Origin of the sequence: Dactylosporangium sp. NPDC051484 (genome assembly GCF_040689395.1) — a bacterium.
GTDB lineage: Bacteria > Actinomycetota > Actinomycetes > Mycobacteriales > Micromonosporaceae > Dactylosporangium.
In genome coordinates this window covers 1-14,832 of the sequence record NZ_JBFAZX010000061.1, presented here as the reverse complement: position 1 = coordinate 14,832, position 14,832 = coordinate 1, and the positions used below count along the sequence as shown (strand labels likewise).

General features: G+C 69.3%; 17 protein-coding genes and 2 pseudogenes. 13 read left to right on the top strand and 6 right to left on the bottom strand.

Going from position 1 to position 14,832, the window contains the following annotated elements:
* Positions 1-171: 171 nt before the first annotated feature.
* Entirely contained in the window at positions 172-333 is a 162-nt protein-coding gene (locus AB0367_RS37915) for a hypothetical protein (protein WP_366231354.1), read from the top strand.
* A gap of 273 nt (positions 334-606) precedes the next feature.
* On the opposite strand, the gene AB0367_RS37910 is transcribed toward AB0367_RS37915, so the two are convergent.
* The gene (locus AB0367_RS37910; protein WP_366231356.1) at positions 607-2,109 is read right to left on the bottom strand and encodes an MFS transporter; all 1,503 of its coding nucleotides are present in this window, start codon (positions 2,107-2,109) and stop codon (positions 607-609) included.
* Between the two features lie 43 nt (positions 2,110-2,152).
* Positions 2,153-2,968 (bottom strand): enoyl-CoA hydratase-related protein, encoded by an 816-nt coding sequence (locus AB0367_RS37905; RefSeq protein ID WP_366231353.1) that lies wholly within the window; start codon positions 2,966-2,968, stop codon positions 2,153-2,155.
* Positions 2,969-3,115: 147 nt separating this feature from the next.
* Between AB0367_RS37905 and AB0367_RS37900 the strand changes: the two genes are divergently transcribed.
* Both AB0367_RS37900 and AB0367_RS37895 read left to right on the top strand, forming a co-directional pair.
* The gene (locus AB0367_RS37900) at positions 3,116-3,268 is read left to right on the top strand and encodes a 3-hydroxyacyl-CoA dehydrogenase NAD-binding domain-containing protein (protein ID WP_366231352.1); all 153 of its coding nucleotides are present in this window, start codon (positions 3,116-3,118) and stop codon (positions 3,266-3,268) included.
* Complete coding sequence (locus tag AB0367_RS37895) at positions 3,265-4,029, top strand: crotonase/enoyl-CoA hydratase family protein (RefSeq protein WP_366231351.1); 765 nt, start codon at positions 3,265-3,267, stop codon at positions 4,027-4,029. The genes AB0367_RS37900 and AB0367_RS37895 overlap by 4 nt, the downstream gene beginning before the upstream one ends.
* Positions 4,030-4,178: 149 nt before the next feature.
* Here AB0367_RS37895 and AB0367_RS37890 read toward each other — a convergent pair whose 3' ends face one another.
* On the bottom strand, positions 4,179-4,355 hold the full coding sequence (locus AB0367_RS37890) for a hypothetical protein (protein WP_366231350.1): 177 nt from the start codon (positions 4,353-4,355) through the stop codon (positions 4,179-4,181).
* Between the two features lie 485 nt (positions 4,356-4,840).
* Between AB0367_RS37890 and AB0367_RS37885 the strand changes: the two genes are divergently transcribed.
* The 6 genes and pseudogenes from AB0367_RS37885 (at position 4,841) to AB0367_RS37860 (ending at position 8,552) form a co-directional block, all read left to right on the top strand.
* Positions 4,841-4,999, top strand: a complete 159-nt coding sequence (locus AB0367_RS37885; protein WP_366231349.1) for a thiamine pyrophosphate-binding protein — start codon at positions 4,841-4,843, stop codon at positions 4,997-4,999.
* Positions 4,996-5,334, top strand: coding sequence for a thiamine pyrophosphate-binding protein (locus AB0367_RS37880; protein ID WP_366231348.1), 339 nt, complete (start codon positions 4,996-4,998; stop codon positions 5,332-5,334). The genes AB0367_RS37885 and AB0367_RS37880 overlap by 4 nt, the downstream gene beginning before the upstream one ends.
* Positions 5,334-5,537, top strand: a pseudogene (locus AB0367_RS37875) (hypothetical protein); the annotation flags it as partial. The gene AB0367_RS37880 and the pseudogene AB0367_RS37875, both read left to right, overlap by 1 nt.
* A gap of 194 nt (positions 5,538-5,731) precedes the next feature.
* A complete protein-coding gene (locus tag AB0367_RS37870; protein ID WP_366231347.1) occupies positions 5,732-6,262 on the top strand; it encodes a thiamine pyrophosphate-dependent enzyme in 531 nt (176 codons plus the stop codon).
* On the top strand, positions 6,262-7,911 hold the full coding sequence (locus AB0367_RS37865; RefSeq protein WP_366231346.1) for a class I adenylate-forming enzyme family protein: 1,650 nt from the start codon (positions 6,262-6,264) through the stop codon (positions 7,909-7,911). The genes AB0367_RS37870 and AB0367_RS37865 overlap by 1 nt, the downstream gene beginning before the upstream one ends.
* Before the next feature lie 452 nt (positions 7,912-8,363).
* The gene (locus AB0367_RS37860) at positions 8,364-8,552 is read left to right on the top strand and encodes a hypothetical protein (RefSeq protein ID WP_366231345.1); all 189 of its coding nucleotides are present in this window, start codon (positions 8,364-8,366) and stop codon (positions 8,550-8,552) included.
* A gap of 248 nt (positions 8,553-8,800) precedes the next feature.
* On the opposite strand, the gene AB0367_RS37855 is transcribed toward AB0367_RS37860, so the two are convergent.
* From AB0367_RS37855 to AB0367_RS37845, 3 genes and pseudogenes are all read right to left on the bottom strand, one after another.
* Positions 8,801-9,457, bottom strand: coding sequence for an enoyl-CoA hydratase/isomerase family protein (locus AB0367_RS37855; RefSeq protein ID WP_366231355.1), 657 nt, complete (start codon positions 9,455-9,457; stop codon positions 8,801-8,803).
* Complete coding sequence (locus AB0367_RS37850) at positions 9,454-9,771, bottom strand: hypothetical protein (RefSeq protein WP_366231344.1); 318 nt, start codon at positions 9,769-9,771, stop codon at positions 9,454-9,456. The genes AB0367_RS37855 and AB0367_RS37850 overlap by 4 nt, the downstream gene beginning before the upstream one ends.
* A gap of 137 nt (positions 9,772-9,908) precedes the next feature.
* Positions 9,909-10,376, bottom strand: a pseudogene (locus AB0367_RS37845) (IS630 family transposase); the annotation flags it as partial.
* Between the two features lie 469 nt (positions 10,377-10,845).
* Between AB0367_RS37845 and AB0367_RS37840 the strand changes: the two are divergent.
* The 4 genes from AB0367_RS37840 (at position 10,846) to AB0367_RS37825 (ending at position 14,743) form a co-directional block, all read left to right on the top strand.
* Positions 10,846-11,643, top strand: a complete 798-nt coding sequence (locus AB0367_RS37840) for an SDR family oxidoreductase (protein WP_366231343.1) — start codon at positions 10,846-10,848, stop codon at positions 11,641-11,643.
* A 96-nt stretch (positions 11,644-11,739) separates the two neighbouring features.
* Positions 11,740-12,039 carry a 3-hydroxyacyl-CoA dehydrogenase NAD-binding domain-containing protein gene (locus AB0367_RS37835; protein ID WP_366231342.1) on the top strand — a complete coding sequence of 100 codons (300 nt, stop codon included), beginning with the start codon at positions 11,740-11,742 and terminating at the stop codon, positions 12,037-12,039.
* Between the two features lie 583 nt (positions 12,040-12,622).
* Positions 12,623-14,509 (top strand): NAD(P)/FAD-dependent oxidoreductase, encoded by a 1,887-nt coding sequence (locus AB0367_RS37830; protein ID WP_366231341.1) that lies wholly within the window; start codon positions 12,623-12,625, stop codon positions 14,507-14,509.
* A 36-nt stretch (positions 14,510-14,545) separates the two neighbouring features.
* Entirely contained in the window at positions 14,546-14,743 is a 198-nt protein-coding gene (locus tag AB0367_RS37825; protein ID WP_366231340.1) for a helix-turn-helix domain-containing protein, read from the top strand.
* Positions 14,744-14,832: the final 89 nt, after the last annotated feature.

The window sequence follows — 14,832 nt, the reverse complement described above, 5'->3', positions numbered from 1 at the left end:
GGCAGACCCCGGTACTGCGGCACCGGTTCTCCTGGACCCGCATGTCCATGGCCGGCGTGCTGGCGTACCGGCCCGACCGCAGCCGAGCCAAGCTGATCTTCAGACCAAACCCGGCAGCTACAACACCGGTGGTGGCACAGCTGCCCGGCTACGCCCACGACCTCAACCCCCATGGAACTGGTCTGGGGCAACCTCAAAGCCACCGAACTGGCCAACCTCTGCCCCGAACACATCAGCGAAGCCGACACCGCTGCCCACAACGGCCTGCACCGCATCGACGGCGGCTACGACCTGTGTTTCAACTTCCTCGACCACACCGGCCTTCGTCTCTGACGGTTCGTCACCGCTGCGCATAAGGTCGTCAATCGCTCCGGCGTCGGCCCCGGCGAACTTCCGTTCGGTATCGGCCACGTGAAGGAGGTCGGGTCCGAGCGGACCGCCTGCGGACTGCCGTCCCGGCATTGGGAGGTCCTCTGGGAGATCGACCCGCGCGCCTTTCGGGACATGTGGTCCGATTGCCGATGGGCGGCGTGCCTCGACCTTGTCTAGGAGGCCCGCGGCGGGATAGGCCCCGGCTGATCGTCGACGGCCGGGCACGGTGCGTGCTCAGGTGATCGAGGTCGCCGCTGCCGCCGCGGGGTCGTCGGCGGCGTCCGCCGGATGGGCCGGCTTCTTGGAGAGGGTCGTCAGGGCGGCCAACCCGGCGACACCGGCGGCGGCCGCGGCTGCCAGGAACAGGCCCACGATGGCGCGCTCGCTCGGTCCGGAGTGCACCGACGTCGCGCTCGCGGCGGTGACCGCGGCGACGACCGCGCTCGACGTCGAGGTCCCTAGGTATCGGATCAGGGTGTTCAAGCCGTTGGCGGAGGCCGACTGGGTCACCGGCATCGACCACATGATGAGGATCGGCATCGCCGCGTAGGTCATGGACGTGCCCACTGCGGCCGCGGTGGCCCCCACCAGGACCTGCCACAGTTCCTGGTGGAAGAAGCAGCGGAGGACGAAGGCGGTCACGATCACGGCTGCCCCGGCCACCAGTGAGAAGCCCGGTCCTCGAGCCTTCGTCATGGCCGCGGCGAAGGGGGCGGCCGCGCCAAACGCCAGCGCGACGGGGGCCATCCAGAGCCCCGTCTCCATGACGCTCAGGCCGAAGCCCATCTCGGCGCTCGTCGGAAGATGCAGGAGGAGCGACGTCATCAGCAAGTTGAGGAACTGGCCGAAGCCGAGCAGAAGTGAGGCCAGGTTCACGACCAGCACGGTCGGTCGGGCTGCCACGCGGACGTCGATGAGCGGACCGTCGATGCGCGTCTCCCAGCATACCCATATGACGAGTGTGACCACGCCGAAGGCCGCCAGCACGAGCGTGGTCGTGGAGGTCCAACCCCAGGTCTCGCCCTTCGAGAGTGCCAGCATGCAGGCCAGCAGGGCTATCGAGAGAACCACTGCGCCGGTGTAGTCGAACCGGCCGCCTGCTCGCACGGGCGACTCGTCGACCACGAACCAGATCGCCGCGAACAGCAGCACGCCGATGACCGCGGTCACGTAGAAGACCGTGTGCCAGTCGAAGTGCTCGGAGATCACGCCGGAGAGCGGCAGGCCGACGCCGGCACCGATGGCGATCGATGCCCCCAAGAGCGCCACTCCCATCGACACGCGGTCGTGGGGGAGCTCGTCGCGCATGACCGCGATCCCGACCGGCACCAAGGCCAGTCCCACGCCTTGGAGCGAGCGCGCGCAGATGAGGAGCGGAACGCTGGACGTCACGGCGCCCAGCGCGGAGCCGAGGGCGAGGACTCCCAAGGTCACGAGCAGCAGGCGCTTCTTGCCGTACATGTCGGCCAGACGCGAGACAATGGGGATCGCCACCGTCCCGGTCAGCAGTGTCGCTGTGATGATCCAGGACGCGTCGTCCACCGAGGTGTCGAGCAGGCGCGGAAGATCGCTCACCAGGGGGAGCAGCAGGGACTGCTGGAGGGAGACGGAGATGCCGCACAGTGCGAGCGTCGTGGTGAGCAGGCAGACAGACCGGCGAGAGCGCTGTGGACGGATGCTCGCATCGAGGTCTCGACCTTCAGGGGCGGTGTCTCTCGGGCTGCGCGAGAGGGTCATCGGCGCCGCGCGGCCGTCGGCGAGGTGGCGTCGAGTGCCGAGGTCAGCACGCTGTCTCCGACGTCGCATTCGGCGACAGCGGCGGGAAGGCGGGGGGGCGCTTGGCGCGGTAGGCGGCCACGCCCTCGCGGAAGTCCTCCGATAGCAGCGACCGGTAGGCTAGGTCCATCGCCATCGCGAAGGATTCCTCGCGCCCGACCGCGAATCCGTGGGCCAGCTGGCCCTTGATGATGTCCCAGCTCCGCGGGCTGCAGTGGCGGGCCATCTCGTCGGCGTACGCCGTCGCGGCCGCGAGCAACTCGTCCGGCGGTGCGCAGTAGTTGGCGAGTCCCAGCGACCGGGCCTCCTCGCCGAGCACGACACGGCCGGTCAGCAGGAGATCGGTCGCCGTGGCGATGCCGACCAGCCGCGGTAGGAGCCACGCCGTGCCGTGCTCGGCGATCAGGCCTCGGCGCGCGAAGCTGGTCGTCAGCTTCGCGGTGGTGGCGACGAAGCGAAGGTCGCAGTGCAGCGCGAGCGCCAGTCCGATGCCGGCGGCCGGACCGTTGACGACCGCGATGGTCGGCTTGGGGAAGGCGGAGATCTCTGTCATACGGGGGCGGTTCTCGGCCGGCGGAGCGACCTGCCGGGCGCGGCCGGCGGCGCTGAGCGCCGTCATCGACATGCCGGCGCAGAACGCACGGCCCCGACCGGTGATCAGCACGACGCGGGTCTCTGGGTCGTGGCGCAGGTTGTTCAGCGCCGCGAAGAACCTCTCCTCGAGGTCGTACGTCCAGGCGTTCAGCTCCTGCGGCCTGTTCAGCGACAGGCAGGTCACCCCCGGTGTGGGACGGGTGATGATCAGCTCCTCGAGGTCCATGGGGCGACGGTACGACGAGAGGAGGCTCTGATTCAACGTTCTTGTTGGAAATTCCTGCGGATCGGCGTAACGTCGCGATGCGCCCGCTGAGTGGCCTTGCCGTCTCACCGGCCCCGGTCGCGGCCAGCCGACTCCCAGGAGGTCTCCATGGAGCTTGACCGCGTCGCTGTGCGTGGCGCCGGCACGATAGGCACCGGAATCGCCCAGCTCGCCGCCAGCTGCGGGCACCAGGTGGTGGTCGCGGAGCCCTCGCGCGATGGTCGACGCACCGCCCAGGCGACTACTGCGGGCGTGTCGTGACCGCGGCCCTGGATGTGCGCGAGGTCGGCCGCGTGCTGGTGGTCACCATCGACCGCCCTGTTGTGAAGAACGCGATCAACGGCGAGATCGCCGACGGCATCGCGCGGGCGATGGATCGTCTCGACGAGGCCTCCCACCTCAGCGTCGGCATCGTTCACGGCGCCGGTGGATGCTTCTCAGCCGGGATGGACCTCGTCGCCTTCCTTGCCGGAGAGCGCCCCGACGTACCCGGCCGAGGGTTTGCCGGCTTGACACGACGACCACCGGCGAAGCCGCTGATCGCAAGCGTCGAGGGCTGGGCACTGGCTGGCGGGTTCGAGATGGTGCTGGCGTGTGACCTCGTCGTGGCCGCCGAGTCGGCCCGATTCGGATTGCCGGAGGTCAAGCGGTCGCTGGTCGCGGCTGGAGGAGGCGCGTTGCGGCTGGCCGGCCGAGTGCCGCGCGCGATCGCGATGGAGATCCTCCTCACTGGGGCGCCCATTGGAGCGGCGCGCGCGGCCGAGTTCGGCTTGGTCAACCGCATTGTCCCTGATGGAGGCGCGCTCGCCGGAGCTCTGGAGCTCGGTGAACAGATCGCAGCGAACGGTCCGTTGGCGGTGCGTGCGACCAAGCGTGTGGTGACGGAGTCGCGTTACTGGACTGCGGAGAACGAGTGGGCCGAGCAGGAGCTCATCGTGAGTGACGTGAGGTCGTCCCAGGACGCCCAGGAAGGTGCGCGAGCATTCAAGGAACGCCGCGAACCCGTTTGGAGCGGGTCATAGAACTGAGGCCGGTCCGAAAAGTTAACATCGGCGTTGTGCTCGGGCATCAGCGACGCCCAAAAGAGATTCACCCGCAACCAGACCGTGATCAAAAACGCCGGCCTCCGGCCGCCCCACCCGCTCGACCAGCCACGATGCCGAAAGCCCCATCAGTCACACGACTTTGAAGTCGCCATGGTGTCCGAGGCGATCACGATGTCACTGACGGCGGCGAGACCCGCACCGATAGCGGCTCCGTTGACCGCGAAGATGACCGGCACAGCGCAGTGCCGGAAACCCCGGAACGCCTCGCGCGTCGCCCGGCAGGGATCGTCGATGTCGACCATCGGTGGCTCGGACCGCTCGACGGCAAGGTCCTTGATGTCTCACCCGCAGCAGTAGGCGCCGGCTGCCCCGCGCCGGCGAATACGACGACCGACACGTCGTCGCGTTCTCGGCAGGAGCCGAAGGCCTCGGCGATCTGCAGTTCGGTCGTGCGTGGCAGCGTGTTCGCTGGCGGCCGGTCGAGAGCCACCTCGGCCACGCCATCTCGCACCTCGATCCGCAGGTCTCCTGTCATGCCACCCGCGCCTCGCCGCTCGTGCCGATCCGGTGGCCCCGCATGAGACGGCGGCCGCCCTGCGTTGTCGCTCGTCGTTCCGGGCCAACTTATCCGTTGAGCGCTAATCCGGCCGACTGCCCGTGACCCGGACGCCTTCCCGCCCTGAGAGCAGAGCCGAGACGTTGTTTCAACGAGTGCGTTGACGCCTATTGCCGTGATGTGATGCACTCGCACTGCGCGCCGGGGCGCCGCCTGGCTCTAGGAGGTTCCGTGTACGTCCATCGGGCCATGGCCGCCGCCCTCGTCGACGCGGGGGTCGACACGATGTTCGGACTGATCGGCGACTTGAACCTGTCCATGGCCAACGAATTCGTCGAGGAGCACGGCTGCCGGCACGTCTCGCCGTGCACGAAGCGGGTGCGATCATGATGGCGCAGGGGTACGCCGCGCGTAGCGGCTGGCTTGGCGTGGTCGCCGTCACCGAGGAGCCGGGCCTGACCAACACCGCCACCGCACTCGTCGAGCTGGTCCGCAGCAGCGCCCCCGCCCCCGTCCTGTTGCTCGGCGGCGACACCGCCCCGAACAACACGATCAACCTGCAGAGCCTCGACCAGGAGGCGTTCGGGCGGGGCGCCGGAGCGGACTTGCTGACTGTCGACAAGCCCCAGGATGCCCCGCCCTCGTCCGGGAGTGGGCGAGCCGCGGCGCTGCCAGCGCCCGGAACGCCGTGCGTGCCTTCGCCAGTCGGCTGGGGGCTCCGCTGATGACCACGTTGCGGGCCCGCAACGTGGTCACTGCGGAGGAGGGCTCGCTCGGGGTCCTGGGCACCCTGGCCACCGCGCGCGGCACCCAGGCTATCGCCGACGCCGACTGCGTCGTCGCCTTCGATGCGTCGATGAACACCTGGACGACCGGCCGCAACGAGCTCGTTGAGGGCAAGACGATCATCCACATCGACCGCGAGGCGGATCGGATCGGTCGCAGTGCGCCCGTGGACGCCGCGGTGCACGCCGACGCCGCTGAGGCTGCGGCCGTCTTCGTGGAATGGCTTGATCTGGGCGGAGTCGCGCTGTCGTGCTTCCAGGGCCGGGTGGTCGCCGGGCTCACCTCGGCCGACCTGCGCTGGTCGGCCCCGCTCGGTGAGCGGCTAACCTCGCGGATGTGCTCAGCGCCCTCGAACGGGTATTACCGGCGGACCGCACGGTCGTTTTCGACGGCGGGCGCTTCCTCGGCGAGGCGTTCAAGTACCTCGAGGTTGCCGGCTCCGCGCACCAGGTGCTCTCCACCTCGTTCGGCGCGGTCGGGCTCGGGATGGGGGCGGCGACCAGCGCGGCCGTGGCTGCACCCGACGCACCGGCGACCCTGGTCACCGGAGACGGTGGCTACCTGATGAGCGGGCTCGCCGAGCTGCATTTGGCGCGGCGGCACGACCGGCCGCTTGTCGTGCTCGTCTGCAACGACGGCAGCTACCGGTCGGAGTACAACCAGTACGTCGCCAAGCAGGTCCGGCCGGGCCTGCCGCTGTTCGAATGGCCGTCCTTCGCCGATGCCGCGCGCGCGTTCGGGGTCCCGGGGTTCCGGGTGGTGTACCCGGCCGACCTCGGACCCGCGCTCGAGGCAGTGGAGGCCGGTTGCTCGGTCGTCATCGATCTCGTACTCGGCATCACGGATATCCCGGAGGTTCCCCAATGATGAGCACCGGCAGCACCGGAGCCCGGCCGCGGCCCGTCCTCGCGCCCGCGTACGGAGCGACTATCACCTCCCTGCTCGACGCCTCGGCCGCCCGGTTTTGCGACCGCGTCGCGCTGGTCGACGGCAACGAGCGGATCACCTACACCGAGTTGCGGGACCGCTCGCTGCGCGCTGCGGCAGGGCTGCGGCGGCTCGGCGTCCGGCCAGGCGACCGGGTGGCCGTGTGGATGCCGAACCGCGCCGAGTGGGCGATCGCGTTCTTCGCGGCCGTGCGGGCGGGCGCGGTCGTGGTTCCGGTGAACACCGGCCTGCGGACCGCCGAAGCGGAATACCAGATCGGTCAGTCCGGAGCGTCCCTCGTGATCACAGTGGCAGAGCACCGCTCGCGCGACCTCGCAGCCGACGCCCTCGAAATCGCGCGCCAGCTGCCTGGCACGCCCAGCGTCGTCACGGTCGACCAGCCGGTCGACGGCGCTATCGCATGGAGCGCCTTGATCGAGATGGCCAGCCCCGAAGACACCGCGGACCTGCCCACCATCGATCCGGACAACCCGGTGATCGTGCTCTACACATCCGGCACCACCGGGCTGCCCAAGGGCGCTGTGCACACCCACCGCTTCCTGCCCACCCTCCTCGACGCGGTGGTGCGGCTGCGGCTCGGCCCCGACGACGTCGTGGTGCTCTACCTGCCGCTGTTCCACGTCTATGCCCTCCTCGCGGGCCTGGTCCTGATGACGGCGGTGGGCGCACGGATCGTGCTCATGCCCCGGTTCGACGCCGCAGAATCGCTGGCGCTGATGGCGGCCGAGCACGCCACTGTGGTTTACGGCGTTCCCACGACCTACATCGACCAACTCGACCACCCGGGGATCGCGAGTGCTGACCTGAGCCACGTGCGGGTGTGCGTGACGCCGTTCTCCAGGGACCTGGCCGACCGCATCCGGGCCCGCTTCGGACCGTGCGTCAACTGCTTCGGTATGACCGAGACGGCGTCGATGGCCTTTCTGCCCACGCTGGATGATCCGCCGGACGTCGCGCTGGACACGGTCGGAACGCCGCTGACCGGGCTCGGGGCACGCATCGTCGACGAGGCGACCGGCGAGGTGCTGCCCGCGGGTAGCACCGGACTGCTGCAGCTGCGTGGCCCGCTGGTGACGATCGGCTACCACGACAAACCGGAGGAGACGGCTCGCGCGCTCGGTGCCGACGGGTGGTTCCGCACCGGTGACATCGCCTCGATCGACGACGCGGGCCGGCTGCGGTTCGTCGGGCGCAGCGGCGACCACTTCAAGGTCGGCGGCGAGATCGTGGACCCGGTCGAGGTGGAGACGGCCTTGCAGAGCTATCCGGGCGTGGCCCGCGCGGCCGTCGTCGGGGTGCCGGACGAGCGGCTCGGCCGCGTCGGGCACGCGTGGGTCCTGCCTCGTCCCGGCGTCGAGATGGACGTGGCCATTCTGCTCCAGCACGCGTCCAGCCTGCTGGCCCGGTACAAGGTGCCGCGGGCGGTCGCAGTCGTCGACGAACTGCCGACAACGCCGAGCGGCAAGATCCAGAAGTTCCGGCTCCTGGAGGCGATGACGGCCACGCCCGCCGACGTCGGGGGTGGACCGGACCAATCGCCCATCGGCCCGCCGGGGAAGGCACGTTGAGCAGCGGCACGGTGGAAGGTCAGGACCTTGGTCCTCGGGATGGACAGGCTGGCCACACACCGGCCCAGTCGCTGCGGATGCTGGGCGACAGTACCTCGGTCGCCCGGCTGGTCTGCCGGTCGGTCTCCTTCGTCGCTGCCAGGTGCTCGCTGCCCACCGACGGCGGGCGTCACCGTGCGGCTCACGCTGTGGTCGCGGCGTTCTACTCAGACCCGGCGACGGGGGCCGCTCCACGGAGTCCGGCTGGCTTCGGGCGAGATTGTGGCCGTTGACGTCGCCGTCGTCGGAGTCGGTCTGACCGCGGACGTCAGCCTGGCCGCGCAGCCTGGGGGCGCCCGCGGACCCGCGTGTCGACGACTCGGCTCGAACCACGAATCCTCTGTTCTGCGGGGACGGGGACTGCACCGTGCCGCCCGTGCCGGGAACGGGCGTGCCGAGCCAGCTGGAGAGCCTTGCAGTACGCCGTCGACCAGGCGCGGACCGCAGCGGCGTCGCTGCTCGGGCTGGAGGCGCATCACGACGGCGCGCCGTGGTTCTGGTCGGACCAGGACACACTCAAGCCGCACATGGCGGGGATCGGCGCCGACCACGATGACCGGCTGGTCCTCGGTGATGCCGAGACGGAAGGCTTGCGGTGCTGATCTTCCCGGGAGGGGTCTGGTCGTCGCGGCTTAGACCGTGAATCGCCCACACGCAATCCGTGCCGCACCCAGCGCTCTCCCGTCCTGGGCGGAGTTAGGCGGTCCAATCTGGACGGGTCTGCCGACGTCACCACCCTCCTCGCCCACGCTCCCTGACCTCACCTGCGTCCGGGCTTGGTGACTCACGGAAATGGGCCGAACACGTAAGTCGTGGCCCGCGACAGGTATGCGGCCGCGACGCCTGTCGGTCAGAGGCGCTGGAGGCGTTGCTTGATCCGGGCCGCGGCGGCCGCGTCGGCGCTGCCCAGGACCTCGACCAACGCGGTCGCCGTTTTTATCGCTTCGCCGCGGCCGCAGTAGATGATCCCGGAGCCGGCCAGGCTCATGTCCGCCACCCGATGCATCTCGCCGCCAAGGCAGATGCGGCGCACCCAGGCCGGCGGAAGGTGCCGGCGGAGCGGGCCGGGCTCGCTGACCATCCCGTGTCGAACCTCCGGCATGCCGATACGGGCGGCCTCGGAAACCACCAGCACATCAGCCATCGCAGCGAGCAGCAGTCCGAACCCGACGGCTGCGCGTTCGACGGCAGCGACGACCGGCGCCGGATGCGACTCGACGGCGGTGAGGCAGCGGACGGCAGCCCGAGTGACCGTCTCGAGCTCCGAGCCTACATCCGGCTCGCCGCTCGAACCCGCGATGTTCCCCGTGTCGAAGCCGGCCGAAAAGATGTCGTTGGCGCCCAGCACCAGCAGCGGGCGCGGATCGTCGCAGTGGGCGCCGATGAGTTCGGTGAGCAGGTCGTACATCGGCACGGTGAACGCGTTGACCGGCGGCCTGTCGACGACCAGGCGCAAATGCCTGGCGTGTTCCTCGATCCGGACGCCCGCGTCGGGCGGGGCGCTCACCGCGGCCCGGCCGGCAGCTGGGCCGTACCCGGCGCGCACTGCAGGGCGGCCACGTTCGGGAGGCGCCGGTGCCGGGCGAGTTCGTCGCGGTCGGCCCGGCTAAGCCGGTCCGCCAGCTCCGCGGCCCCGGGGAAGACGAACCCCACCGATTGCACGACGCAGGCGTGCGCGGCGTGCCGCAGCGCGGCGAGTGTCCCCGGCCGGACCTGGTCCACCGCCTCGACGTCGATCAGAACCACCTGGGTGTGACAGCCCCTGGCGGCCCACAGGTACAGCCCGGGGTCGACCGGCCGCAGCGGCCGTGCCCCGGTCACCCAGCCCGACAACACTGGCTGCACAGTCCCCCCCGAGGTCATTCCGGCCATCATCGCGACGATGGCCAGCCCTTCAATTCTATCAACATAGCTGTTGATCAGTCCATCGTGCAATGAGGCCTGATCAACCCTGTGTGCAGGAACCGCAGAAACTCTTGATGGCGGTGCCGGCGCTGATGATGACCGATCACCTTGCCGGTGGCGATGTCCAACGCGGAGCGAACAGGCTGGTGGCGCCGTGCCGCGCATAGTCGTGGGTGCGGCGTTCGGGGGTGCCCGGCATCATCGGCAGCACCGGCGCGGTACGGTCGAGGGCCTGCATCTGGGACTTCTCGTCGACCGCGAGGACCATCGCCTTGTCCGGCGGATCCAGATACAACCCGACTACGTCACTGACTTTGTCGATGAAAAAGCGGGTCGGCGGACAGCTTCCAGGTGTGGACCAGGTGCGGTTTGAGCCCGAACGCCCGCCAGATCCGTGACACGGCCGTCTGGTTGAGCCCGGTCGCCCGTGCCATCGACCGAGTTGACCAGTGGCTGTGCTCATTGGACGGAGCCGCTTCGAGGGTCTTGACGATCACCGCCTCGACCTGCGCGTCGGTGATGCCGCCGGCCTGCCCGCAAGCCGGTCCCGCAGACTTGCACCGCAAGGAAAACCCCGCCAACGATGCCTGGGACCGGATGAACTACGCCTCATCCGTTGCCAAAATCACGCGATCATGGACCCACGGATGCGTCAGGGGAGCCGTTTCATACCTCCTGGTCAGCCTCCCTGCCCGGTACGAAAGCCGAACGCAATCTTCAACAATAGTGTTGCCATTCTGGGAGTGCCGCGGGTACGCTCGTCCCCACTCGACGGGTGTCTGCTCGACGACGCGGAGGTCAACCAATGGCAATGCCCCTCGGATCGCCCACGGGCGTCACGCCACGAGGGTGCGACGGTCGTCTTCGTCACGCTGTTCGCACAGTTGCACGAGCACATCTGGTCCTTGATCCGAAGCCAGGTGGAGGACCAGCTCGACCGGCCGGTGCACTGCTGGGCCCGGGGCAGCGGCTCTGCCTGCCCCGGGACCGATGAGCGCCGCGGGAGCGGGGCCGGTCGGCGCGGTGCTCGGCCTCGACGGAAAAGCGGCGCTCGTCGTCGGGGGCGGGTTCGGTATCGGGCGCGCCGTTGCCCGGATGCTCTCCGGTCTCGGTGTCCGGCTCGCCCTGATCGACCTCGACGGCGTGCGGGCCGCCGCCACGGCCGCGGAGCTCGGCGCCCTTGCGATCCAGGCCGACGTGCGAGAGCCGGGAGCGGCGCGGGCCGCCCTGCTGCGCTCCGATGAGCAGCTGGGCGGGCTCGACATCCTCGTCAACGTCGTCGGACGGGGAGCCGCCGCACCGGCGGCAGAGGTCTCGGCCGAGCTGCAGCGCGAGGCCCTGGAGACCAACTTTCTGCACCACGTCGAGTTCTGTTCGGCCTTCGCCGCCGCAGCCCGGACGCGGGGCCGCGGCGGCGCGATCACGCTCGTCTCCTCGTTGGCGGGCGTGGTCCCGTTCCCGGGCCAGGCCGCCTACGGCGCGGCCAAAGCCGCGCTGAACTCGTACACGGCGAACCTCGCGGTCGAGCTCGGCCCGCACGGCATCCGGGTAAACACCGTCGCTCCCGGGATCGTCCGAACCGACCGCAATGCCCGCGACGGCGACACCGACCACGAGCTCGCCGCCGTGATCCCGCTCGGGCGGTTCGCCGAGCAGGACGAGGTTGCCACAATGGTGGTCGTCGTCAGCTCGGCGGCTGCCTCCTACCTGACCGGTCAGACGGTCGTGCTCGACGGCGGTGCGGGCATGACCACTGGTTTCTGGCGGCCGCCGCCGGACAGTCCCTGATCGACGGGTAGAGAAATGGGGCGCTCCTGACTGATGTGTGGGTCAGTTGCGGCCAGGTAGTTCAACGCTTACGTTAACACCTGCGCTAGACTGCGGATGTGTCGACTGACCCTGAGACGAATCGCGTCGCCGTCCCGGGTGGCGACACCACGGGGGTCGGGAATTGCGCAGCTGCCGGTCACGGTCGGCTACGATGTAGTGCTGACCGGTCAGTCGCCGGCGCGGTTCGAGCGGGTCGGTGCCGCGAGGCGGGCGAGCCTCGGCCGGCTGGCGGGCAAGAGCCGACTGACCGCCGAGGCGGCGGAGCATGCGCGGGTCCGGATCTGCGCCGGCCGCGGGGAGGCGGTGCAGAGGGCCGCGGTTGTTGTCGAGGCGGGCGACCTGGACCTCGGGTGAGGCGGGCGGTGCTGGGTGGTGCGCCGGTGGCCGCTCCGCCCGATCTGCTTTTCGGGGCCAACACCTCGTAGCTGTCCAGCACCGCCGTCGCCGGCACGGCTGAGGGCGTCGACCACGTGCTCCGGCAGGGCTGAATTTCCCCGATCGGCCCGCTCGAGCTCGGGACTGCAACGGCCTCGACGCCTCCCTCCTCGTCCTCGACCCGCCGTCGGGCTCCCTCGGCGAGCGACTTCGGCCCACGGGTGGCCTGCGCAAACCTGCTCGCGGCGGGTCGGCCCGGTTGGAAGGGGGTCGCGGGATCTACGAGTAAGACGAGGCCGGCACCCGCCGGACCGCGGGGCGAGTCGTGAACGCGGTCGTCTCCTGGCTGTGCCTCACCTCCTATTTTCAACAATATTGTTGACGTACGAAGGGCGGCCTCCCTACCGTGGAATGATGCCGTTCGCCGCCCGACGCAGGCCAGTTGCGATGGCAATGCCGCCAGAGGGGAGTCGTCGTGATCGATGAGCCGGAGCCGCATCGCCAGACACCACAGGAGCTTCGGCGGCTAGTGAGATCGGCAAACATTCCGACCCTGCTCATGGTGATCTACCAGGTGACCGGCGACGAACGCTGGCTCCGGCCGCCCTATCTCCCGACCAGGAGCAAGGGTCTAGGCGACCACGACTCGGGTGGTCTAACTGAGCCTGTGCAAGAGGAGATCCGCGCCGCCGGCGTCCGTGCGCTCTTGGACCTGCAAGACGGGCGCGCCCCAGCCGTCGCGCTGCCGGACCCAGAGCAGACCCGCCGCATGCTCGAGGTGTGCGTGGGAGAGCCGGTGGACCGGAGCTACGGCGAGATGTTCGCGCGGGAGTTCCGCCGCCGCGCGAGTGTGGACGACGGGTCGGCCCGCCCGGTGCGCGACGGTTCGGGCCTCCGCGTACTCGTCATCGGCGCGGGGGTGTCCGGCATCATCGCGGCCCACCGTCTGGAGCGCATGGGTATCTCCTATCTCGTCGTCGACCGGCACGACGCGCCCGGTGGGAACTGGCTGGATAACCGCTACCCCGGTGCGGGGGTTGACACACCCAGCCACCTCTATTCGTTCTCCTTCGCGCCGCGCGACTGGGCGCAGCACTTCGAGCTTCGGGGTGAGCTCGAGCGGTACTTCGCGGACACGTTCGACAGGATCGGCGCGCGCCCGCGGACCCGCTTCGGCACCGAGGTCGTGCGGGCGGAGTTCGACGAGGGCCGGCGGCTCTGGGACGTGGAACTGCGCGACGCCAACGGCTTGCACGATTCGATCTCGGTCAACGCGATCGTCAGCGCGGTCGGCATTCTGAACCGACCGTTCGTTCCAGCGCTGCCGGGTCTGGACCTTTTCGGCGGGCGGTCGTTCCACTCCTCGCAGTGGCCCGACGACCTCGACGTCACCGGCCAGCGGGTCGCGGTGGTCGGGAGTGGTGCGAGCGCGATGCAGATCGTTCCGGCGATCGCCCCGTCGGTGCGTAGCTTGACCGTGTTCCAGCGGACCCCACCATGGATCGCGCCTTTCGAGAAGTTCCAGCAGCCGATCGACCCGGGGTCCCGCTACCTTCTGCGCGCCTTTCCGCTCTACCGAACGTGGTACTGGTTGAAGCTTTACTGGCAGTTCGGCGACAAGGTCCTCGACGCGCTGCGCAAGGACCCCGACTGGCCCCATCCTGAGCGGGCGGTCAACGCCCGCAACGACGGCCACCGCGAGTTCTTCACGCAATATATCCGTGACGAGCTGGCCGGCCGGGAGGACCTGCTCGGCAAGGTCGTCCCCGGGTATCCACCCTTCGGCAAGCGCATCCTGCTCGACAACGGCTGGTACCGGGCGCTGCGCCGGCCGAACGTGGAACTGGTGGAAGAGGCCGTCACCGGCGTCGTCGAGGGCGGGGTGGTGAGCAGCTCCGGAGCCGTCCGTGAAGCTGACGTCCTTGTGTGGGCCACAGGCTTCACAGCATCGCGGTTCGTGTCGTCGCTGGAGATCATCGGCCGGGACGGGCAGTCCCTCCGCGAGGCCTGGGACGACGACGACGCGCGTGCCTACCTCGGGGTGACGGTGCCCGGCTTCCCCAATCTCTTCCTGCTGGGCGGGCCGAACTCGTTCCCGGGCAGCGGCAGCTTCATGCACTTCATGGAGGTGCAGATGCGCCACGTCGGCCGGCTGCTCACGGGCATGCTCGACCTCGGTATCCGGGCGATCGACGTCCGGCGGGACGTCTTCGACGAGTACGCGGATCTCGTCGACCGGACCAGCGCCACGACCGTGTGGACCCACCCCGGGACGGACACGTTCTTCCGAAACTCGCGCGGCCGGCTCGTCTTCGTTTCGCCCTTCCGCAACGTTGAGTACTGGAGGCGGGCGCAGAGCGCCGGGCTCGAGGACTACGAGATCGTCGCGGAGCCGCATCCAGTCCCGTCCCCGACCTCGCCTCGCCTGCGACACACGCATTCTTATTGATGCGTAACGCAAACATGTTGTGATCGTTGGCTGTGTATGGGTGTTGTGGTGCGTGACGCGCGTCGGCTTTCCCCGCAGGCGCAAGAGGATCTGCGTCGCCGGGCGGTTGCGGCGGTCAAGGCGGGCCATACTCAGGCGGCGGTGTCCACTATGCTCGGTGTCTCACCTCAGGCAGTGTCACGGTGGGTCAACGCCTTTGACCGTAAGGGCGTGTCTCAGATGGTGAGGTGCTGACCTCGGGCATGATCTTCGTTTCGTGGCCGATGTGGTTGATGACATGGTGGGAACGTGGGCGCCGGACGACTTCTGGGAGATTGCCGGGC